This window comes from Thiopseudomonas sp. SA1F2-1K (genome assembly GCF_057443035.1).
Genome location: NZ_CM172014.1, coordinates 2284672 through 2306161, shown reverse-complemented (window position 1 = coordinate 2306161; position 21490 = coordinate 2284672). Strand labels below are relative to the sequence as shown.

General features: G+C 48.4%; 18 protein-coding genes. 7 read left to right on the top strand and 11 right to left on the bottom strand.

Features of this window, described 5'->3' with window-relative positions; genetic code table 11:
* Positions 1-23 precede the first annotated feature (23 nt).
* The 7 genes from AC2T15_RS11235 to AC2T15_RS11205 all read right to left on the bottom strand — a co-directional run bounded on the left by AC2T15_RS11235 (position 24) and on the right by AC2T15_RS11205 (position 7279).
* Positions 24-731 carry an MgtC family protein gene (locus tag AC2T15_RS11235; protein ID WP_053103136.1) on the bottom strand — a complete coding sequence of 236 codons (708 nt, stop codon included), beginning with the start codon at positions 729-731 and terminating at the stop codon, positions 24-26.
* 138 nt (positions 732-869) lie between these two features.
* Entirely contained in the window at positions 870-2216 is a 1347-nt protein-coding gene (mgtE, locus tag AC2T15_RS11230; RefSeq protein WP_286596983.1) for a magnesium transporter, read from the bottom strand.
* 424 nt (positions 2217-2640) lie between these two features.
* Complete coding sequence (aroE, locus tag AC2T15_RS11225) at positions 2641-3456, bottom strand: shikimate dehydrogenase (protein WP_053100695.1); 816 nt, start codon at positions 3454-3456, stop codon at positions 2641-2643.
* The gene (hemF, locus tag AC2T15_RS11220; RefSeq protein ID WP_053100694.1) at positions 3456-4376 is read right to left on the bottom strand and encodes an oxygen-dependent coproporphyrinogen oxidase; all 921 of its coding nucleotides are present in this window, start codon (positions 4374-4376) and stop codon (positions 3456-3458) included. Before hemF ends, aroE begins: the two co-directional genes overlap by 1 nt.
* 91 nt (positions 4377-4467) lie before the next feature.
* Positions 4468-5025 (bottom strand): L-threonylcarbamoyladenylate synthase type 1 TsaC, encoded by a 558-nt coding sequence (gene tsaC / locus AC2T15_RS11215; protein WP_486778318.1) that lies wholly within the window; start codon positions 5023-5025, stop codon positions 4468-4470.
* A gap of 26 nt (positions 5026-5051) precedes the next feature.
* The gene (gene dprA / locus AC2T15_RS11210) at positions 5052-6173 is read right to left on the bottom strand and encodes a DNA-processing protein DprA (RefSeq protein ID WP_486778317.1); all 1122 of its coding nucleotides are present in this window, start codon (positions 6171-6173) and stop codon (positions 5052-5054) included.
* Between the two features lie 80 nt (positions 6174-6253).
* Positions 6254-7279 (bottom strand): LysM peptidoglycan-binding domain-containing protein, encoded by a 1026-nt coding sequence (locus AC2T15_RS11205; RefSeq protein ID WP_486778316.1) that lies wholly within the window; start codon positions 7277-7279, stop codon positions 6254-6256.
* Positions 7280-7431: 152 nt separating this feature from the next.
* Here AC2T15_RS11205 and def point away from each other — a divergent pair, with 152 nt between their 5' ends.
* The 5 genes from def (at position 7432) to AC2T15_RS11180 (ending at position 13181) form a co-directional block, all read left to right on the top strand.
* Positions 7432-7941, top strand: a complete 510-nt coding sequence (def, locus tag AC2T15_RS11200; RefSeq protein ID WP_486778315.1) for a peptide deformylase — start codon at positions 7432-7434, stop codon at positions 7939-7941.
* A gap of 104 nt (positions 7942-8045) precedes the next feature.
* On the top strand, positions 8046-9002 hold the full coding sequence (gene fmt / locus AC2T15_RS11195; RefSeq protein ID WP_486778314.1) for a methionyl-tRNA formyltransferase: 957 nt from the start codon (positions 8046-8048) through the stop codon (positions 9000-9002).
* Complete coding sequence (gene rsmB, locus AC2T15_RS11190; protein WP_486778313.1) at positions 8999-10300, top strand: 16S rRNA (cytosine(967)-C(5))-methyltransferase RsmB; 1302 nt, start codon at positions 8999-9001, stop codon at positions 10298-10300. The genes fmt and rsmB overlap by 4 nt, the downstream gene beginning before the upstream one ends.
* 12 nt (positions 10301-10312) lie before the next feature.
* Entirely contained in the window at positions 10313-11686 is a 1374-nt protein-coding gene (trkA, locus tag AC2T15_RS11185; protein WP_486778312.1) for a Trk system potassium transporter TrkA, read from the top strand.
* Positions 11687-11729: 43 nt separating this feature from the next.
* A complete protein-coding gene (locus AC2T15_RS11180) occupies positions 11730-13181 on the top strand; it encodes a TrkH family potassium uptake protein (protein ID WP_486778311.1) in 1452 nt (483 codons plus the stop codon).
* Between the two features lie 412 nt (positions 13182-13593).
* Here the strand turns inward: AC2T15_RS11180 and AC2T15_RS11175 are convergent, their stop codons facing one another.
* The 3 genes from AC2T15_RS11175 to AC2T15_RS11165 all read right to left on the bottom strand — a co-directional run bounded on the left by AC2T15_RS11175 (position 13594) and on the right by AC2T15_RS11165 (position 16281).
* Complete coding sequence (locus AC2T15_RS11175) at positions 13594-13764, bottom strand: oxidoreductase-like domain-containing protein (RefSeq protein WP_486778310.1); 171 nt, start codon at positions 13762-13764, stop codon at positions 13594-13596.
* Between the two features lie 74 nt (positions 13765-13838).
* Entirely contained in the window at positions 13839-15476 is a 1638-nt protein-coding gene (locus AC2T15_RS11170) for a fatty acid--CoA ligase (RefSeq protein WP_286594190.1), read from the bottom strand.
* A 112-nt stretch (positions 15477-15588) separates the two neighbouring features.
* Positions 15589-16281 carry a lysoplasmalogenase gene (locus AC2T15_RS11165; protein ID WP_486778309.1) on the bottom strand — a complete coding sequence of 231 codons (693 nt, stop codon included), beginning with the start codon at positions 16279-16281 and terminating at the stop codon, positions 15589-15591.
* A 220-nt stretch (positions 16282-16501) separates the two neighbouring features.
* On the opposite strand from AC2T15_RS11165, the gene trhP reads away from it, so the two are divergent.
* Positions 16502-17863 carry a prephenate-dependent tRNA uridine(34) hydroxylase TrhP gene (gene trhP / locus AC2T15_RS11160; protein ID WP_053101928.1) on the top strand — a complete coding sequence of 454 codons (1362 nt, stop codon included), beginning with the start codon at positions 16502-16504 and terminating at the stop codon, positions 17861-17863.
* A 72-nt stretch (positions 17864-17935) separates the two neighbouring features.
* Entirely contained in the window at positions 17936-20227 is a 2292-nt protein-coding gene (gene uvrD / locus AC2T15_RS11155; RefSeq protein ID WP_053103655.1) for a DNA helicase II, read from the top strand.
* 81 nt (positions 20228-20308) lie between these two features.
* On the opposite strand, the gene AC2T15_RS11150 is transcribed toward uvrD, so the two are convergent.
* Positions 20309-21400, bottom strand: coding sequence for a TRAP transporter substrate-binding protein (locus AC2T15_RS11150; protein WP_486778308.1), 1092 nt, complete (start codon positions 21398-21400; stop codon positions 20309-20311).
* Positions 21401-21490 lie beyond the last annotated feature (90 nt).

Sequence of the window (21490 nt, the reverse complement as noted above, 5' to 3'; positions counted from 1 at the left end):
TTACTGATTGCAGAGTGTGCTATTTAAGATAGTTCTTCGTGCTCTGCCGTGAGCGTCCAGCGTACCGAAGATACGCTTTTTTCAAGGCTAATGCGGCTAACGATTTGTTCTAGTTGCGACTGGTTACCCGAAGGCGCAATCACTTCAGCAATGACCTTTAAGGTATTTGGGCGGTGCTCTAAGTCTTCGCTTAGTAAAGATTGTAAAGCGAATTGAGTGCTGCCTAGGGCATGGAGTAATAAGGTACGCACATGCACTTCATCGTCGGCGTGACAGACAATCGTAATTGCATAATGCTGCTCAACCGCATCGGGTACGAGATTGAGGCGATTGATACGTTGTGCTGCTTCACGCAATAAAATATTGGCACATAAAATCACTAAGGTGCCGACTGCAGCCTCAACTAATAAGCCAATTCCCGATAGTACGCCAATGGCTGCCGAACACCAGAGCGTGGCCGCGGTATTGAGGCCGCGGACATTTAAGCCTTCGCGCATAATGACGCCAGCACCTAAAAAGCCAATGCCTGAAACAACTTGTCCGGAGATACGGCCAGCGCTGCTGATATCGCCAGTATAGGCAGAGACTAAAACAAATAAACAGGCGCCTGAAGCAACGAGTGCGTTAGTGCGTAAACCAGCCATGCGTTGGCGTAACTGACGCTCGGCACCGATAACAGCGCCTAGTACCATGGCCACGGTGACTCGCAACATGAAGTTTTCCCAAACCATGTTGTGCCTCCTTTGAAACTGAGGTCCTAGTGGACAGTAGAATAAGTGGCTTCAATGGGCGGCTGGTGACAGCCGCCTAGAGAACATTGAAGCAAAGAAAAGTGGCAGCAAAGCTTACTTTTAATGACGCTTTAATGATTAACCTAAGGTTAAAAATTGTGAGGCAATAAATAGGTAAATTACGACACCTGCGGCATCACACACCGAAGTAATTAAAGGTGCACTGGCACTGGCTGGATCAAAGCCCATTTTGCTTAAGACAAAGGGTAAGCTCATGCCGATAATACAGCCGATTAAAACAATCGCTACCATGCTGAGCGCTAGCACTAAAGCCACTACTTCATCGCCACGGATATAACCGAGGATTGATACTGCTAAGGCCATCGTACCGCCAAGGCAGAGCGCAACTAAGGTTTCGCGGCCCAGCAACGACATCCAGTCACGCATTACCACTTCACCGGTGGCGAGGGCTCGGACCATCAAGGTGGCTGATTGCGAACCGGCGTTACCGCCACTGTCTACCAGCAAGGGGAGGAAGAACACCAGCACAATATTGGCGGCAATAATGTCTTCATAGTGGGCAATCCCGGCACCAGAAAATAAGTTACCGAAAACTAATAGCACCAGCCAGAACACCCGCTTACGATAGAGCAGACCAATGGTGGCGTCTTTTAAATTGCCTACGGTACTGACTACTCCACCTGCGCGGTGGAAGTCTTCAGTGGCTTCATCACTGGCTACATCCATTGCGTCATCGTGGGTGACAATTCCTACCATAGCCCCTTTTTCATCGGTGATAGGTAGGGCAATCAGGTCATAGCGGGCGATTTTTTTCGCTACTTCTTCTTGATCATCGGTGACTTTGCTATGAATTGGGTCACGCACCATGAGGTCTTTAATTAAGGCCTCTGGGTTAGACAGGATGAGCTCACGGAGCGAGACCACACCCAGCAGTTTGCGCTGCTGATCAATCACATAGGCATGATAAATGGTTTCGGCATCGGGAGCCTCTACCCGTAGTGCAGCTAAGGCTTCAGCTACGCTCATATCTTTGACTAGCGTGGCGTAGTCCGAGGTCATTAGAGCACCGGCGGTACCTTCCACATAAGCTGAGAGCTTGCGAATATCTTCGCGCTCGGCTTGAGCTAAGGCAGGCAGTAAGGCATCACGTTGACTTTGATCAAAGTGCTTGAACAAGTCAGTACGTTCATCCGCGGGCATTTCACCTACCAGCTTAGCTAAACTGGCACGTGGAAACTCGCGGGCTAAGCGCACTTGGGTTTCAGGCTCTAGGTAGGAAAATACCGTAGCGCGATTAGGTAAGCGCTCAAGTAGGCGCCAAGCGAGGGAGGCTTCAATTTGGGATAAAACGTCAGCTAGATCAACGGGACGAATGCCCTTGACCGCAATGAGTGCGTTTTCGAACTGATCATTTTTGATGGCATCGTTTAAAACGAGCGCGAGATTGGAATTGGTGTTGCTCATGCTGATTCTCCAAGCTGCCCAAATCTATACGGCAGCCCGAGTCAGCAGAAAATCAGAAAGAACTGTTTCCAGCTTGCAGGCGGCCGTCAGCAGGGAAGCTGATGTGCTTATTATTTGTAATTGCCCATACAGGGCTACAACAACAAGGGGTGTCCATTAGTGGTATCTTTCTCATGTAAAAACCGCTTATGCGGCGGGCGCATACTAGGGGAGCTAAAACTGAATAGCAAGCTTAAGTTTAAATAAAAATAAAAAAGCAAGCATAAATTCAGCTATTTAGTCTAAAAACATCACAGAATATTACAGCGTTATGTGTGGTTTAAAATCGGCTAAATTCGTTTAAAAGACAGGAAGTTGCTGAGATGTTGAGAATGACTAAGAAATTACTCCTAGCCGCTCAGGCTGAGAGCTAGGAGTGATACCGTTAGAGTTGTTGGCGGAGTTTTTCAATTACGGCTTGGGTGTTAGCCGGATAAATGCCACGCCATAGTTTAAATGATTCTGCGGCTTGGCCTACCAGCATCCCTAAGCCATCTAAGCTTTTGGCTGCACCTAGCTGCTGCGCCCACTGACTAAAGACGGTAGTTTCAGCGCCATACATCATGTCATAGCTTACTGTGTGGTCGCGGCTGATCAAATTAGCGTGGAGGGGTGGTAACTCGCCAGTAAGGCTGGCTGAAGTCGCATTGATAATAAGATCAACTGGGGCGCTGATCCAATCAAAACCGCAGGCACTAACCGGACCAAGGTGCGCAAACTCAGTGGCTAGCTGCTCGGCTTTGCTGACCGTTCGGTTAGCAATGGTTAGCTCCGCTGGCTGGTGGGCCAGCAATGGCTCAATAACTCCACGGGCAGCGCCACCGGCACCAACCAGTAAAATCTTTTGCCCTTGTAAAGGGACTTGATTGATTAATAAATCATTAACCAATCCTGCACCATCGGTGTTATCACCCAGTAAGCGACCATCACTAAGTTTTTTTAAGGTATTTACTGCGCCTGCTTGTTGCGCTCGCTCTGTTAGCTGGTCGGCTAGAGCAAAAGCTTGCTCTTTAAAAGGCACCGTAATGTTAGCCCCTTGCCCAGTGTTAAAAAACTGTTTCAGTGTCTCGGCAAAATTATCAAGAGGCGCTAATACACGGCTATATTGCATGCTTTGGGCATGAAAAGCAGCAAACTCCTGATGAATAAAGGGCGACTTACTATGGGCAATAGGATTTCCAAAAACTGCGTAGCGATCCATTATTGATAAGCCTCGCCTAACCAGTCACGGTTTTTCAGGTAAAACTTAGTCAGTTGTGCTTCGGCAGAGCCAGGCTCGGCTTGCCAGTCATAACTCCAGCGCACTACCGGTGGTAAAGACATTAAGATTGATTCAGTGCGGCCACCCGACTGCAGGCCAAATAAGGTGCCGCGGTCAAAGACTAAGTTAAACTCGACATAACGGCCACGGCGATGAGCTTGGAAGGCGCGTTGTTGTTCAGTGAAGGGAATGTTACGGCGACGTTCAACAATGGGCAGATAAGCGTGTAAATAGGCTTCGCCGACAGCTTGGGTGAAAGCAAAACAGGTGGCAAAATCCCAGCGATTTAGGTCATCAAAAAATAGCCCACCAATGCCCCGTGGCTCATCGCGATGTTTTAGATAAAAATACTCATCACACCATTGCTTAAACTCAGGGTAGATCTCTTCGCCAAAGGGCGCGCAGGCATCGTGAGCAACTTGGTGCCAATGGACGCAATCTTCTTCAACACCATAGTAAGGCGTTAGGTCAAAGCCGCCGCCAAACCACCAAATAGGTTCTTCACCCTCTTTTTCAGCAACAAATAGACGAATATTAGCGTGAGAGGTGGGGATATGTGGATTTTCTGGGTGAATCACTAAGGATACGCCCATTGCTTGAAATGAGCGTCCAGCTAGTTCTGGTCGAATGGCGCTGGCTGAAGCGGGTAGTTGACCACCATACACGTGGGAAAAGTTCACGCCGCCTTTTTCGATCAGGGCGCCATCGGCAATCACTCGAGTACGGCCGCCGCCTCCTGCTTCTCGCTCCCATTTATCTTCAAAAAAGGTTGCTTGTCCATCGGCTTCTTCAAAGGCAGCGCAAATGCGGTCTTGTAGATCAAGCATATAGGCTTTTACAGCCTCAAATGAATTAGTCACGATTAACTCCCAGACCAAGATCGTCAATTAAAAAATAAATAGGCCTGCAAGCATACCATTGCCAGGCTGTAAGCGAGCTATCTAACCCATGCTACATAGGACGGATGACGGCCCCTGTGCTTAGGTCACGAATTAAACTAGGCGAGTGATAACCGCCTAAGGGCGCATCCAATACCGCATCAAGTTGTTGATGAAAATACTGCTCAATCCGAAGCCTTGAAGTGGCAGCCGGTAACCCAGCTGGATTGGCAGAGGTGGAAATAATCGGTCCAGTCAGCGCACATAATTGTTGCACCAGTGGATGATCAGACACTCTTAAGGCCACGGTGCTGTGCGCTCCGGTAACCCAGTGGGGCAGGCGCTGTTTATGGGGCACCAGCCAAGTGTTAGGGCCAGGCCAGGAAGCTTGCAGTTGTTGCAGCTGTTCAGGGCTAAGGTCTTGTAACAGTTCGGCAAACTGCTCGATGGTGCCGGCAATTACGATTAAGCCTTTATGCATGGGGCGTTGTTTAATTGCCAGAATCCGGCGCACCGCTTGCTCATTATAAGGGTCACAGCCTAAGCCCCAGACCGCTTCGGTGGGGTAAGCAATAACGCCGCCTTGCTGAATAAGCTGCGCTGCATGTTGAATCTGCCACTGACTGGCCATAGCTACTCTCGCGTTAAAAAGAGCCGTTATATTAAACTGTTTTTTCGTGAGTGATACAGCCAGATGCCATTCTCATTGCTAATTAAGCCCAAGATTTCTAGGTCAGTCAGTAGGGGTAATAGGTCTGGAATAGTGAGTTGACTAAGGGCTGCCAGCTCTTCGGTTTGATAACGTTCGGCCTGAATCAACTGCAACAGCTGTTGTTGCTGCACGGGCAGTTCGCTATGGCTATCTAGGGCCGCTGCTGATGATTCTGGGAGCGACTTCCAGCTTTGCAGCTCTTCTAAAATATGCTCAACGGTTTCAACCAAGGTGGCGCCTTCACGAATTAATTGGTGGCAGCCTCGTGCTCCTGGGTAATGAATTGAGCCGGGAATGGCATAGACCTCACGTCCTTGTTCAGCGGCAAGGCGCGCCGTAATCAAAGAGCCGCTATTGGGGCTGGCTTCTACCACTAACACGCCTAACGCGAGGCCACTAATAATTCGATTGCGCCTAGGAAAGTGCGCCGCCAGTGGTTGGCTGTCGAGTGGTAACTCAGACAAAATCAGTCCACCATGTTGCAAAATAGCTTCTTGTAAAGGCCGATGGCGCGCAGGATAGACTTGATTTAAACCAGTACCCACTACGGCGATGGTCGGTTGGTTAACGGCAACGGCGCCTTCATGGGCGGCCGCATCAATGCCTTGGGCTAAGCCACTGGTGACCACAAAGCCGGCACTACTGAGGGCTTTACTAAATTGAAAAGCAGTCTGCTTGCTACTTACGCTGGCATTACGACTGCCAACGATGGCCAGTTGCGGTTGCTCAATAATCGAATGATCACCCATGGCAAACAGCAGATTCGGTGCACCAGCAGTATTTTTTAATAAAAACGGATAATCAGCTTGATCACTAAAAAATACATGATGATTTGGCTGGGCTAACCAGGCTAAGGTTCGATCAGTAAGTTGCAGGTAATCTGAGTGTTTACGCGCGGCGATACTTTTGGCAGGTAAGCGTAGTTGACGCCATTCTTCAGCATCAGCAGTTAAAGCTGCATGGGCGCTGGTAAAGTGTTGGAGTAAGCCTTGGTAACGCTTTACCCCAATCTCAGGCAGAGACTGCAGTAAAATCCGTGCCGCAATTTCAGTTTGGGATAAAGACATGGCAAGGTCCTTACACAGTTACTGACTTCCTGTCAGGGTTGGTCAAGTATAGCCTTGACCAACCTAAAAGCCTGGGTCGATTAGGGATTGGCAACCCGATCGCTAAGTGCCAGTGGGCGTGTGGCATATAGCACAATGGCGTAACTGACTTGATCATAGGTGCGAAATACCATAGCGAGTCCAGCACGCTCATCGGGTACTTTAACGTTGCGGTTAGTGACGCGGTCACGTACGGTTTCCCCAGCTTTATAGATCGCCAGTACATCGCCGACTTCTAAGCTATCGTTTAAGCCGCGATCAATGGTGATCACATCGTACTGACCGACTTGGGTTAATCCGCGCGGCACATCAATGATGCTGCCACTGATCTCAAACTGAGGCTCACTGGGCATAAAAGTCGAGTTAATCGCACGCTCTTCATTGATAAAGAGGCGGTCAGTAATGCGTACTTCTTGGTTAACCCGCGATAATTTTAAGGTACCAACACCCTCTTCTAGGGCGATCAGCTCACCACTACCGATTTCATTGGCATTGATTCCTAACACGTTTTTATTGGTGCCGTCGGTGTATACCTTACCTTCACGATAGATGCCATAGACTTGACCTTTTTCAAGATCATTGCCACGTACAAAAATTGTATCGCCGGTACCTGCGATTACGCGCTCAACATTCCCAGCGAGGACATAAGGGGCAGAGTCAAACTCGGCACGACTATCAATAATCATATTGCCGATTAGGAAACTGTTAATGCTTTCTAAAGGAATAGTAGGAATCGCTTGAGCAATGCGCGTGCTACGAATCTGCGGCGATAGCTTAATGGTGCCACGCGACTGTCCACGGTTTAGGGTAACCCGAGGCTGCCCATTAACGTAATCCAATGTTAAGGTGTCGCCTGGATAAATTAGGTGGGGATTAGCTACTTGAGGATTCGCTTGCCAAATTTTTGGCCATTTCCAAGGCTGGCGTAAAAATTTACCCGAAATATCCCACAAGGTATCACCTTGTACGACAGTATAGGATTGTGGATGCCCTTCTTTAAGTTGTAAGTCAGCCTGGGCGAAACCGCCAACTGTGCAAAGCAGCAAGGCGAGTAATGTTTTCCTCATGCAATGAATCCCTTTATCATATGTCAAATAACTGAAGCGTCTGTTGGCAAACGTTGAGTCTATTATAATAGACTTTATGTTGTATGGCTGCTGTAGATTCTCCCATCTTAGCAGTGCGCTTAGCTCACATACTATTTTATTGATGTAGGTTTATGGCCATTTTAACAATTTTAGAGTTTCCCGATCCTAGGTTGAGAACTATCGCGCAACCTGTATATCAGGTGGATGATGAGTTACGTACCCTGATCGACGATATGTTCGAAACCATGTATGAAGCACCGGGTATTGGCTTGGCAGCCACCCAAGTCAACGTGCATAAACGTGTGGTGGTGATGGATTTATCGGAAGATAAGTCCGAGCCGATGGTATTTATTAATCCAGAGCTAGAAGTGCTGTGTGATGAAACTGATAAGTACCAAGAGGGCTGTTTATCAGTGCCTGGATTTTATGAAGATGTTGATCGTCCGTTGAAAGTTAAGGTAAACGCCTTAGATCGCGAGGGTAAGCCCTTTGAACTGATTGCCGAAGGTTTGTTAGCCGTGTGCATTCAGCATGAGTGTGATCACTTGAATGGCAAGTTATTTGTTGATTATTTGTCGAATCTAAAGCGTGATCGAATCAAGAAAAAACTTGAAAAACAACATCGCGCCCAGTCGCGCTGAGTGGTAGGTGATTAAAAATTAGCCTTTATGTTCGCGCATAAAGGCTAATTTTGTTTAGGCAAGACTGAATCTATTGGTCTTTGCCATTGAATTGTGAGGGTGTTATGTCTAAATCGTTACGCATTGTGTTTGCCGGTACGCCAGAGTTTGCTGCCAGCCATTTACAGGCTATTTTGCAGCAGGGAATCCATGAGGTGATAGGTGTTTACAGTCAGCCTGATCGCCCAGCAGGTCGTGGGCAGAAATTGGTAGCGAGTCCGGTTAAGCAATTAGCATTGGCGCATAATATCCCCGTTTTTCAACCCTTAACTTTACGTGATGCTGCTGCTCAAGCCGAGTTAGCTGAGCTTAAGCCGGACCTAATGGTAGTGGTGGCCTACGGTTTAATTTTACCGCAAGCAGTGCTGGATATGCCGCGTCTAGGCTGCATTAATAGCCATGCATCGCTATTGCCCCGTTGGCGTGGAGCAGCGCCGATTCAGCGAGCGATTGAAGCCGGTGATGATGTCACAGGCGTGACTGTGATGCAGATGGAAGCGGGGCTAGATACTGGACCGATGCTGCATAAAGTCAGCACGCCGATTACTGCCCAAGATACCGGCGGCAGCTTGCATGATCGTCTTGCTGAGCTGGGTTCGGCCGCCGTGCTTGAGGTGTTACAGCAGCTAGCTGAAGGAACAATGCAGGCAGAAAAGCAGGATGACAGCCTTGCCAATTACGCTCACAAGCTCAGTAAAGCGGAAGCAAAACTAAACTGGCAGCAGTCAGCGACTGAGTTGGATCAGCAAATTCGGGCATTTAACCCTTGGCCAGTGAGCCACTCACAACTTAATGGCCAAGTGATTAAGGTGCATGCTGCGGAACCCGTTTTAGAAAATAATACATCTGCAGCTCCGGGTACTATTCTGGCTGCGGAACGTGAGGGCTTAGTGGTGGCCTGTGGCGAGGGGGCACTGCGTTTAACTCGGATTCAGCTACCCAACGCCAGAGCCATGAGTGTGACTGATGTGCTCAATAGTAAGCAGGAGCTATTTCCCGTAGGCGCGGTGTTTGATTTATGAGTGCGCGTTTAGCAGCGGCCCAAGCATTGGGCGCGGTGATTGCTGGAAAAGCCTCACTGAATGGCAGCTTGCCAGCACAGCTAGATCGGGTTGCCGAGCAGGATCGAGCACTGGTCCAAGAATTGGCCTTAGGTACGGCGCGCTGGTTTCCCCAGTTAGAGGTGTTGGCCAATCAGTGGCTGGAAAAGCCATTTCGCCGTGCCGATAGTGATGTGCAGGCATTATTATTTATTGGTTTGTATCAGTTGCTGTATATGCGCATTCCAGAGCATGCGGCGATTAGCGAAACAGTCAATGCCGCTGCTGGACTGAAGAAAAAATGGGCTAAAGGCTTATTAAATGCGGTGTTGCGTAAAGCGCAGGCTGAAGGGGCAGAGCAGTTACAACAGTTACAAAAAGATCCAGTGGTGGTCACTACCCATCCTCGCTGGCTACAAAAGCAGCTAAAAGCGGTGTGGCCAGAACACTGGTTGGCAATCTGCGAGCAGGCAAATCAGTATCCGCCGTTTACCTTGCGGGTGAACCAGCAGCGTATCAATCAAGCTGATTACCTCGCCTTATTGGCTGAGCAGGGGATTGCAGCCAAAGCAACTGCGTACAGCGATGTAGGAATTACCTTAGATAAGCCGTGTTCGGTGTATGAGTTGCCGCACTTTGCTGAAGGCTGGGTCAGTGTGCAAGATGAAGCGGCGCAATTAGCAGCGGGTTTGCTCGATTTACACGCTGGGCAACGGGTATTAGATGCCTGCTGCGCACCTGGGGGTAAAACCTGCCATATTCTGGAAACTGAAGCCAATTTGAAGGAACTGATAGCTATTGATCTAGAACCCCATCGCCTCAAGCGGGTGGCAGAGAACCTAGAGCGGTTACAGTTAACTGCTCAACTAAAAGCTGGAGATGCGCGCCAGCTCGAGCAGTGGTGGGACGGCCAGTTATTTGATCGAATTTTATTAGATGCCCCTTGCTCAGCCACGGGGGTGATTCGGCGCAATCCTGATATTAAAATCACTCGTCAGGCGGCTGATATTCCAGCCTTAGCTACGCTGCAAGGGGAGTTGTTAGATGTGTTATGGCAGACCCTAAAACCAGGCGGTGTGTTGCTGTATGCGACCTGCTCAATTTTGCCAGAAGAAAACACCCAGGTGGTTGAGGCCTTTTTGGAGCGAACCCTAGGGGCCGAGCAGTGGTCGATTAATGCTGAGTTTGGTCTTGAACAACCAGCGGGGCGGCAGTTGTTTCCCCAAGCCCAAGGACACGATGGTTTTTATTATGCGCGCTTAGTTAAGGCCGCTGAGTAGAGTAGCAAGGCAATGAAAATTATTATTCTAGGTGCAGGGCAAGTGGGCGGAACCTTAGCCGAATTGCTCGCCAGTGAAGCCAACGATATTACGATTGTAGATACCAACGTCGAGCGTTTGCGCGATCTGGGTGATCGCCTAGATATTGGCACCGTGGTTGGTCACTGTTCTTACCCAACGGTGTTACGCCAAGCCGGCGCCGATGATGCCGATATGCTGGTGGCAGTAACTAGCAGTGATGAAACCAACATGATTGCTTGTCAGGTGGCGCATACTCTGTTTCGTACCCCAACGAAAATTGCGCGCGTACGGGAGTCGGCGTACCTCACCCGTACCGGGCTATTTGATAACGATGCGATTCCGATTGATGTACTGATCAGTCCCGAACAAGCAGTAACTAACTACATTAAGCGCTTAATTGAGTACCCTGGTGCTTTGCAGGTACTGGACTTTGCAGAAGGTAAAGCCCAGTTAGTTTGCGTCAAGGCCTATTATGGCGGGCCATTAGTGGGGCAAGAGTTACGTCAACTGCACGCCCATATGCCGAATATTAATACCCGAGTGGCGGCAATTTTTCGCCGTGATCGACCGATTTTACCGAAAGGCGATACCGTGATTGAGGTAGATGATGAAGTGTTCTTTATTGCTGCACGGAATCATATTCGCGATGTAATGAGTGAAATGCGGCGCCTTGAAGATAGTTATCGCAAAGTCATTATTGCTGGCGGCGGACACATTGGTGAGCGCTTAGCCGAAGCAATTGAAAGCCGCTATCAGGTAAAAATTATTGAAATTAATCCCTCACGCTGCAGGTATCTGTCAGACAGCTTAGATACCACGGTGGTGTTGCAGGGCAGTGCTTCAGATCGAGACTTACTGGTTGAAGAAAACATTGATGAAGCGGATATTTTCTTAGCGCTGACCAATGATGATGAGGCCAATATCATGGCGTCTTTGCTGGCCAAACGCTTGGGCGCGCGTAAGGTGATGGCGATTATTAATAACCCCGCCTATGCTGATTTGGTTCAAGGTGGTGCGATTGATATTGCAATTAGTCCGCAGTTAGCGACCTTAGGCACCTTGTTAACCCATGTGCGGCGGGGCGATATTGTAAGCGTGCACTCATTGCGCCGTGGCGCTGCTGAAGCGATTGAGGCGATTGCCCATGGTGATAAGCGCTCGAGCAAGGTCATTGGGCGTAAAGTGAAAGATATTCACTTGCCACCGGGGGCAACCATTGGTGCGATTATTCGTGATGAAGAGGTATTAATTAGTGATGGTCAGGCGGTGATTCAAGCCGAAGACCATGTGATTATCTTTGTCATGGATAAAAAGTATATTCGTGACGTTGAGCGCTTATTCCAGCCGGGACTCACCTTCTTTTAAGCCGCCATTAGCGCCAATTAGCTGATTTAATAACGAGATTTTTATGCACTTTGCTGCCATTTGCCGAATTGTGGGAATCTTGCTCATGACCTTTAGCCTCAGTCATGTGCCGCCCATTATCATGGATATTTATTATGCCGAAGGCACTTGGTTAAGCTTTACCGGCGCGTTTTTAATTACCCTACTGACTGGTTTTTTTGCTTGGTTACCGACCCGTAAAGCCAGAGCCGAAATGCGGGTACGTGACGGGTATTTAATTACCGCGTTATTCTGGGTGGTACTGGGCACCTTCGGGTCGATTCCTTTTTTACTATCGAACAGTCCCTTGATGGGGATTACTGACTCGTTATTTGAAGCTTTTTCGGGGTTAAGCACCACCGGCGCGACTGTGCTAACGGGTATCGATCAATTGCCGCGCGCAATTCTATATTACCGCCAACAATTGCAGTGGTTAGGGGGTATGGGAATTGTGGTATTAGCAGTAGCGATTATGCCGATGTTAGGAGTGGGCGGTATGCAGTTATATCGCACCGAAATGCCTGGCCCATTAAAAGAAAATAAGCTTTCACCACGCATTGCCGATACGGCCAAAACCCTGTGGATGATTTATTGCGGTTTAACGGTGCTCTGTGCTTTGGCTTATTGGGCGGCGGGCATGAGTTTATTTGATGCCGTTGGCCATAGTTTTTCGACGATTGCGATTGGCGGTTTTTCTACCCACGACGCCAGTATTGGCTATTTTGATAGCCCATTAATTGAAGCTATTTGTATTTTCTTTATGGCGTTCTCTGGGATTAACTTTGGCTTGCACTTTGCGGCCTTGCGCAGTGGCTCAATCTTTACTTATTTGCAAGATGCCGAGTGCATGACCTTTTTGAAAATTTTAGCTGGCACTTTTGCTTTAACTTTGCTGGTGCTGTTGCTGTATAGCATCCACGATGACTGGACCCATAGCTTACGTTTTGCAGCCTTTCAGGTGGTTTCGGTGGCTACCACAACTGGCTTTGGTGTCGACGACTTTAGTAGCTGGCCCACATTCTTGCCGTATTTACTGTTATTTACCGCCTTTATTGGCGCTTGTGCTGGCTCAACCGGTGGGGGAATGAAGGTGATGCGCGTTATGTTGGTGTATCGCCAAGGTCAGCGTGAAATTCATCGTCTATTGCATCCCAGTGGGGTCTTTACCGTTAAGCTGGGCAAGCGCAAGGTGCCTGATCGAGTGATTGAGTCGGTCTGGGGCTTTTGTGCAATGTATGTGGTGACCTTTATTGTATTGCTGCTGGTGTTGTTGGCCTTGGGCGTTGACCCAGTTACCGCGTTTTCTAGTTTAGCCTCCAGTATGAACAACTTAGGGCCAGCCTTTGGTGAAGCAGCAGCACACTATGCGTTATTGCCTAGTAGTGCCAAATTGGTCTTAAGTTTGGCCATGGTGCTGGGGCGCTTAGAAATTTTTTCTTTAGTGATTTTGTTATCCCCAGCCTTCTGGCGCTATTAAGCCTAGCTTGCCGCTGTTTGACCATGGATCTGCGCTATATCTTAAATAATAATGCTTGCTTGTGTTGAGTCCGCGTTATCGTGCAGCCTATCGTGAAGTGGTTCGTACGGGAAGAATACGCCACGCAGAGCAATGGATTAGCGACTACCAAACCTACCGTTTTCCAAGTGCATTTACTTAGGATATCACCACGACCTATGATCTACCGGTCACTTCCACACAGTCATTATTCACTACCTTATCGGTCACTAATGTATTAAATAAGCGCATTCCGGTGGCCTATGGTGATGAAGACAGTTTTGGACAGGTTTATGATGCAGGCAGGCAGCTTTGGGTTGAGCTGGGTTATCGTTTTTAGTGGATCAACCTAACCTACCGGCGCAGCGCTGTAGATACTGAGCAAGTGAGGCGCTTAACTTGCGTCACTTGCTAGGTTAGATTGAGTATCTTTGGGTTGCTCAGTTGCGGCTTTTTGCTCGGCTTGCCACTGGCGCAATTCATCGTAATAAATATCCCAAACACAAGGCTCGCAGGCACTCTCGCAGCAATCATAGTCACCGGGTGGAATAGGTTTTTCTAGCATGACTTGTCTCTTAGTAAATTTTTGCCAGTATACCTGAGCCCTGTGGTCGGGTTAAGTCAAAGCCGAGGGATGAGTTAGTGGTATTGCTCCCGTAACAGTCGTTTATTGAGCTTGCCAACACTGGTTTTTGGCAGTTCGGTCAGGCTAATAAAGCGATCCGGTACGCCAAATTTAGACAATAAACCTTGCTCAACAAACTGTTGTAAGTGGGCTTGTAACTGCTGATCAGTAATGGCTTGTGCCTTGCTGTTGAGCACCACTAAGGCCACCGGACGCTCGCCCCATTTGCTATCGGTTACGCCAATCACGGCACACTCTTGAATTGCCGGATGCTGTAACAGTAAATTTTCAATGGCTAACGACGAAACCCATTCCCCACCGGTTTTAATCACATCTTTAATGCGGTCGGTAATTTTTACTTGGCCTTCTGCGTCTAAAGTGGCGATATCACCTGTATGCAGCCAGCCACCAGCCCATAGCTCGGCTGAACCTGCAGCATCTTTTAGATAACCTTGGGTAAGCCAAGGGGTGCGCACTACAATTTCTCCTTGGGCTTGACCATCATGGGCTACGTCTTGCATGGCTTGGTCGACAATACGTAATTCAACGAACGGAATGGGTTTGCCTGTTTTACAGCGAATCGCTGTTTGTTGCTCGAGCGGTAGTTGCTGTTGCTCTGAAGTTAAATAAGCCAAAGTCAGCAGCGGGCAGGTTTCACTCATGCCATAACCAGTAAAGGCATCAATGCCTTGGCGCAGTGCTTGTAGTGCCAAAGGTTCTGGAAAGGCCGCGCCACCAATAATCATTTTTAAAGCATTAAACTGATAATTCGTGCCGGCTTGTTTGAGTAGCATTTGTAAAATAGTAGGCACGCAATGGGTAAAGCTAACTTGATGCTGTTCGATCAGCTGTAATAATTTAGCCGGCTCATAGCGCCCTGGATACACTTGCTTGACTCCCAATAGCGTTGCCAGCAGCGGTACTCCCCAGGCATGCACATGAAACATCGGAGTCATTGGCATATACACATCGTCTTGGTTAAAACGGCCATGGCCAGTGCCAGCCGTGGCACTGCGTAGTGCTAGGGTATGCATCACCAGCTGTTTATGGCTGAAATAGACGCCTTTGGGTAAACCTGTGGTTCCGGTGGTGTAAAAGGTGGTGGCGCGGGTGTTTTCATCTAGCTCAGGAAATGGGCAAGGCCCAGTGGGAGCATTTTTGAGTAATTGCTCATATTCGCCGACATACTGCGTAATTTGCTTCACCGCCTCGGGTAAGGGCGCTTGATCATTGAGCACGATCAGAGTTTTAACCGTTTCTATGCGCTCAGCAATGCTGGCGAGCAAGGGCAAAAACTCGCTATTGATTAGCAGCACATCGTCTTCGGCGTGATTAATGGTATAGAGAATTTGCTCGGCAGATAAACGCACATTAATCGTGTGTAAGACCGCGCCAAGCATAGGGATGGCAAAAAAACATTCCAAGTAGCGATGGCTATCCCAATCCATCACGCCAACGGTTTGTCCCGACTTTAGCCCTACTTGCTGCAAAGCATTGGCTAATTGATGCACCCGCTGCTGTAGGTCTTGGTAACTATACTGCTGATCCCGATACACAATTTGCTGTAAGGGCGCAGTTTGTACGCCACTGTTAAGCAAAGAACCCAGCAATAAAGGGAAATTAAACGCAGGTGCTGCTAGTTGAGTCTGCATAGCTAAGCGCTCCATCAATAGTCCTTGAACTTTGCACGCTAAAACGTCCACTGCTGTGTGTCTACTAGACGTTTAGTCAGTTTACTGGCTAGCTTCTAAACTTAGTGCCGAATTAGTGGGGGCGGCGAACTAAGGTTTGGCTAACAATCAAAAACTGGGCAGCCATATAGGTCAGCATGATGTAGAAATTGGCTTGGGCGAATGGGTGGGCAAAGCGATCAATTGCTAAAATACTGTCAGATACGGCAAATAAAATTGCGCCAATCAGAACCGTAATAAAAGATAGTTGGCTCACTGCCCGATAACGGCCCATGGCGCTAATCACCATCAAGGCGATCACCAAAATATACAGCGCCACGGGTAATTTGAGTGTACCTAGATCGCTCCACAGGTAGCCATAAATCGCTAAGCTAATGATGGCCATTACCGAGCTTGTTTGTTTGAGCAGGCGTGAGTTGGCATTTTGTTTAAAGTCTGTGTAGCTAAATTGTTGTTGGCGTAAAAAAATCACTACGTACAACAGGTGGCCGATTAGAAAGCTGCTCAAGCCTGCGATAAAGGTGGCTTCCGTATCGGGCAGCATCAGGAAAATATCCCCCAGCATGCCAAAGCCTATGGCAAGTGCTAGCCAGTAACGAAAGGGCGCTTGATTGGCCTGATCAAGTAACAGCCAGAGCAGTAAACTAAAACCAATTAACGGCTTAGTGCCTAGCCGCAGCGCTTCTAAGCCGAAGTGAATGGTGCTTAAGTGGGTAATAAAGATAAGGCTAAATATTGCATACAGCTGCAGACGTTGACTGGGCATAGTAGATCCTTAATTCAGTGATTTGGGGAGACCGACCGAATTGGCAGCTTAGCGCCTTTTAGCAGGGTAAACAGTTGGCGCTCAGTCGCAGAGAACTAAGCATCGTAGGGCGAGAAGAAAAATATCCGACTAAAAAACTTGGTTATGGCGTTTTAATGGCGAAAAAACCATCAAGGACTGATAGAATTGCACCTTTGTTTGACTTTTTCTGAGTGTTGTTATGTCTACCCCGTTTCGTCCTGAGCTGCTATCGCCCGCCGGCACCTTAAAAAATATGCGCTACGCCTTTGCTTATGGCGCTGATGCGGTTTATGCCGGTCAGCCACGTTACAGCTTGCGGGTGCGCAATAACGAATTCGACCATGCCAACTTAGCCTTGGGTATTCAAGAAGCCCATGCGCTGGGTAAGCAGTTTTATGTGGTGGTGAATATTGCCCCACATAACGCCAAGCTCAAAACCTTTGTCAAGGATTTGCAACCGGTGATTGATATGCAGCCCGATGCGCTGATTATGTCGGATCCCGGTTTAATCATGTTGGTGCGTGAGCATTTCCCTGAACAAACCATTCACTTGTCGGTACAAGCTAATGCGGTGAACTGGGCCAGTGTAGAGTTTTGGCGCCGTCAGGGTTTAACTCGAGCGATTTTATCGCGCGAACTGTCGCTTGATGAAATTGAAGAAATTCGCCACCAGGTGCCAGAAATGGAGTTGGAAGTCTTTGTCCATGGCGCCTTGTGTATGGCCTATTCTGGCCGCTGTTTATTGTCGGGTTACATTAATAAGCGTGATCCAAACCAAGGCACTTGCACCAACGCCTGTCGCTGGGAATACAAAACCCACGAAGCCAAAGAAAACGAAGTCGGCGATATTGTGCATAAGTACGAGCCAATTGCCGCCGTGCAGCAGCAAGAACCGACCTTAGGCGTGGGCGCGCCGACCAATGAAGTGTTTTTGTTAGAAGAGGCTAATCGTCCGGGCGAATATATGTCTGCCTATGAAGATGAGCACGGTACTTACATAATGAACTCCAAAGATCTGCGGGCGGTGCAGCACGTAGAGCGTTTGGTTAAGGCCGGGGTGCACTCGCTAAAAATCGAAGGTCGCACTAAGTCGCACTACTATGTGGCGCGTACGGCGCAGGTCTACCGCAAAGCCATTGACGATGCGGTGGCTGGTCGCCCGTTTGATAAGTCGTTGATGGATACGCTGGAGTCACTGGCGCACCGTGGTTATACCGAAGGCTTTTTGCGTCGTCACGTGCACGATGAATATCAAAACTACGAATACGGCTACTCGATTTCTGATCGCCAGCAGTTTGTTGGCGAGTTAACCGGTGAACGCCGTGGCGAGTTAGCTGAGGTGATTATTAAAAACCGCTTCTTTGTTGGTGATAGCATCGAGCTGATGACGCCCCAAGGTAACCTGACCTTTGATCTGAAGCACCTGGAGAACAAAAAAGGGGCGGCGGTTGATGTTGCGCCAGGTGATGGCCATACTCTTTATTTGCCGGTCCCAGAAAATGTAAACCTAGAGCATGCGTTACTGATGCGCAATTTACCCAGTGGTACGACCCGCGGTTAATCCTTAACTTCGAGTAACAGGCCGCTTTTTAGTGGCCTGTTTGCTTTTATCTCCCCAATGACTGAAGTGATCATGCAAGACGACGATATTTCCTACCTATTGAATGATTTAAATGATGCCCAACGCCAAGCGGTAACTGCGCCCTTAGGCACGCAGCGGGTTCTTGCTGGGGCGGGCTCAGGTAAAACACGGGTGTTGGTGCATCGTATTGCTTGGTTAATGAAAGTGGAGCAGGCAGCGCCGCACAGTATTTTAGCGGTAACCTTTACCAATAAAGCGGCAGCCGAAATGCGTGGTCGAATTGAGTCGTTAATGGGCGATCAGCTCAGGGGCATGTGGGTGGGGACTTTCCACGGCTTAGCCCATCGTCTATTGCGTGCACACTGGCAAGAAGCCAAATTGCCCGAGCAGTTTCAAATTTTAGACAGCGATGATCAGCTGCGCTTAATTAAACGGATTATGCGCGAGCAAGAAATCGATGAAGATCGCTGGCCCGCGCGCCAAGTGCAAGGCTTTATTAATAGCCATAAAGATCAGGGTTTACGCCCGCAACATATTCAAATCAGCGATGACTTCTTTTTAAAGGTCATGGTGCGGCTGTACTTTAGTTACGAGCAAGCCTGTGAGGCTGCAGGCAGCATTGATTTTAATGAAATGCTGCTGCGCTCGCTTGAGCTATTTCGTGATAATCCCAGTTTATTGGAACATTATCAGCGCCGTTTTCAGCATATATTGGTTGATGAATTTCAAGACACCAACGCTGTGCAATATGCGTGGTTACGCTTTTTAACCCAAAATAGCCGTAGCTTTATGGTAGTGGGCGATGATGATCAGTCGATTTATGGCTGGCGCGGCGCGCAGGTGGAAAATATTCAGCAACTCACTCGCGATTATCCCGACACCCAAACCATTCGTCTGGAGCAAAACTACCGCTCCACTGCCAATATTTTGCAGGCAGCTAACGCTGTGATTGAAAACAACACGGAGCGTTTAGGAAAAAAGCTGTGGACCGATGATGGCGCCGGCGAGCCGATTAGCTTGTTCTCGGCGTATAACGAGCATGACGAAGCGCGTTATATGGTCGAAAGCATTCTGCAAGCGCGTAAGCAGAAGCGCTTAAATTATCAAGATATTGCTGTGCTCTATCGCTCTAACGCCCAGTCTCGGGTGCTGGAAGAAGCCTTATTGCGGGAAAATATTCCCTACCGTATTTACGGTGGTCAGCGTTTCTTCGAGCGTTTAGAAATTAAAAATGCCTTAGCTTATTTACGCTTGACCCAGTATCGCGATGATAACGCTGCTTTAGAGCGGATTGTGAATGTCCCCACGCGCGGTATTGGTGAGAAAACCCTTGAAACGATTCGCGAGTTAGCCCGCGATCAGCAATTGTCGCTATGGCAAACCATGCAGCATCTCGTGGCGAATAAAGGGCTACCTGGGCGCGCATTAAATGCAGTGCAGCAGTTTCTACTACTGATTGATGAGCTGGCAAACAAAGTGGATGCTCAAGTGCTGGTATCAGATGCAATGCGGGTGGTGATTGAGCAGTCAGGGTTATTAGAGTATCACCGCGCTGAGCGAGGCGAAAAAGCCCAGGCACGGGTAGAAAACTTAGAAGAGTTGATTAGCGCCGCCAGTGCTTTTGATGAGATAGAAATACAGGTTGAACCGGGCGCCGAAGAAAACTTGGTAGTTGAAAACGAGTTCAGCTATCTTGCTGAGTACGATGAGATTGATCCCTTTAATCAGGACTTGCCGCCATTACAGGCATTTTTAGATCATGCGGTACTTGAAGCGGGTGAAAAACAAGCGGAAGAGAATACCGACTGCGTGCAGCTAATGACCTTACACAGTGCCAAGGGGCTAGAATTTTCTTTAGTGTTTTTGGTGGGTATGGAAGAAGGTCTATTTCCCCACAAAATGAGTTTAGAAGAACCAGGTCGTTTAGAAGAAGAGCGGCGTTTAGCCTATGTTGGAATCACCCGTGCGATGCAAAAACTGGTGATAACCTATGCTGAAACCAGAAGACTGTATGGCAAGGAAACCTACAATAAAATGTCGCGCTTTGTTCGGGAAATTCCCTCAGCCGTGCTGCAAGAAGTACGTATGGGCAACAGTGTGTCACGGCCTACTTTCTTTGATAACGCTAGCCTCAGCAAAAGCAGCAGTGCGGGCTTTGCTAATGCGGAAGTGCCTAACACCCAATACAAACTTGGGCAAATTGTGCGCCACAGTGTGTTTGGTGATGGGGTCATTTTAAACTTTGAAGGCTCAGGTGCTCAGGCACGAGTGCAGGTGCAGTTTGCCAGTGAAGGCAGTAAGTGGCTGATGGCATCTTTTGCTAAGCTTGAAGTGATTGGTTAAGGTTTTCATCCATTGTCGAATAAAAAAATCCCCGAAGATCAGTAATCAACGGGGATTTTTTCTTAGCAGGTTAACTGAGGCTTAACGCCAGTTATACAGCTCTTTTTCTGATAACTCGTGCATCTTAGTGGTTTTCTTTTGGAAATCCTGCATAGAGTCCCAAATCCGCTGGTTAAGATCACTTTCTGCTGCCAAGGCCGCCAGTACATTGGCTGACTCTTGCTTCATTGCTTCAAGTACAGAATCAGGGAAGCGGCGCAGTTGCGTGCCCGAGCTGATTAACTCTTCTAGGGCGCGGGCGTTGTTCCATACGTAGTCATCTAACATATCTTGGTTAGCGGCACGAATGGCTTCAGTAACAATGGCCTGTAGGTCTTTAGGTAGCTTATCCCAAGCCTTTTGGTTGATGATAATTTCTAAAGTCGCTTGTGGCTCTTGCCAGCTTGGATAGTAGTAGTACTTAGCTGCTTTATGTAAACCAAAGGCTAGGTCATTGTAGGGGTTAACCCAGTCACTGGCATCAATGGCGTTGGTTTGCAGCGCGGTAAATACCTCGCTACCTGGCAAGTTAACGGTAGTGGCACCTAAGCGGTTTAAAACCTCGCCGCCAAGACCCGGCATACGAATTTTTAAGCCCTTAATATCATCTAAGGAATTAATTTCTTTGTTAAACCAGCCGCCCATTTGCATCGCGGTGTTACCCGCTAAGAACGGTTTCACACCAAAGGGCGCGTAGGCTTCTTCCCATAGTTTTAAGCCGTCACCTTTATTGACCCAAGCATTCATTTCAAGGGTGGATAAACCAAAAGGAACAGAGGTAAAGAATTGTGAGGTGCTGGTTTTACCTTTCCAGTAGTAAGAAGCGCTGTGACCAATTTCTGCCGTGCCATTGGATACGGCGTCAAATACTTCAAGTGCAGGTACCAGTTCACCAGCAGAGTACACTTTAATTTTTAGCCGACCGTCAGTCATGGCGTTGACTCGCTCAGACAGACGCTCCACTGAGGTACCAAGGCCGGGGTAGTTTTTTGGCCATGAGGTGACCATTTTCCACTCAAATTTTTCTGCTGGGGCGGCCGCTGCGCTTGAAGACGCTGCTTCTTCCTTACAGCCAGCTAAACTGATGGCTGCTAATAAGGCCGCGGTTAATCCAAATAATTGACGACGTTTCATGTCAGCTCCTTTAATAGTTTTCACTATGATACGCAATTTTTAGCCGAAAATAGTGCAGTCAAAAAAAACGCATTAAACACGCACTTTGCA

Coding starts and splice junctions, on each gene's coding strand:
- AC2T15_RS11235 (WP_053103136.1), bottom strand. CDS start 731: ATGGTTTGGGAAAACTTCATGTTGCGAGTCACCGTGGCCATGGTACTA.
- mgtE (WP_286596983.1), bottom strand. CDS start 2,216: ATGAGCAACACCAATTCCAATCTCGCGCTCGTTTTAAACGATGCCATC.
- aroE (WP_053100695.1), bottom strand. CDS start 3,456: ATGGATCGCTACGCAGTTTTTGGAAATCCTATTGCCCATAGTAAGTCG.
- tsaC (WP_486778318.1), bottom strand. CDS start 5,025: ATGGCCAGTCAGTGGCAGATTCAACATGCAGCGCAGCTTATTCAGCAA.
- dprA (WP_486778317.1), bottom strand. CDS start 6,173: ATGTCTTTATCCCAAACTGAAATTGCGGCACGGATTTTACTGCAGTCT.
- AC2T15_RS11205 (WP_486778316.1), bottom strand. CDS start 7,279: ATGAGGAAAACATTACTCGCCTTGCTGCTTTGCACAGTTGGCGGTTTC.
- def (WP_486778315.1), top strand. CDS start 7,432: ATGGCCATTTTAACAATTTTAGAGTTTCCCGATCCTAGGTTGAGAACT.
- fmt (WP_486778314.1), top strand. CDS start 8,046: ATGTCTAAATCGTTACGCATTGTGTTTGCCGGTACGCCAGAGTTTGCT.
- rsmB (WP_486778313.1), top strand. CDS start 8,999: ATGAGTGCGCGTTTAGCAGCGGCCCAAGCATTGGGCGCGGTGATTGCT.
- trkA (WP_486778312.1), top strand. CDS start 10,313: ATGAAAATTATTATTCTAGGTGCAGGGCAAGTGGGCGGAACCTTAGCC.
- AC2T15_RS11180 (WP_486778311.1), top strand. CDS start 11,730: ATGCACTTTGCTGCCATTTGCCGAATTGTGGGAATCTTGCTCATGACC.
- AC2T15_RS11175 (WP_486778310.1), bottom strand. CDS start 13,764: ATGCTAGAAAAACCTATTCCACCCGGTGACTATGATTGCTGCGAGAGT.
- AC2T15_RS11170 (WP_286594190.1), bottom strand. CDS start 15,476: ATGCAGACTCAACTAGCAGCACCTGCGTTTAATTTCCCTTTATTGCTG.
- AC2T15_RS11165 (WP_486778309.1), bottom strand. CDS start 16,281: ATGCCCAGTCAACGTCTGCAGCTGTATGCAATATTTAGCCTTATCTTT.
- trhP (WP_053101928.1), top strand. CDS start 16,502: ATGTCTACCCCGTTTCGTCCTGAGCTGCTATCGCCCGCCGGCACCTTA.
- uvrD (WP_053103655.1), top strand. CDS start 17,936: ATGCAAGACGACGATATTTCCTACCTATTGAATGATTTAAATGATGCC.
- AC2T15_RS11150 (WP_486778308.1), bottom strand. CDS start 21,400: ATGAAACGTCGTCAATTATTTGGATTAACCGCGGCCTTATTAGCAGCC.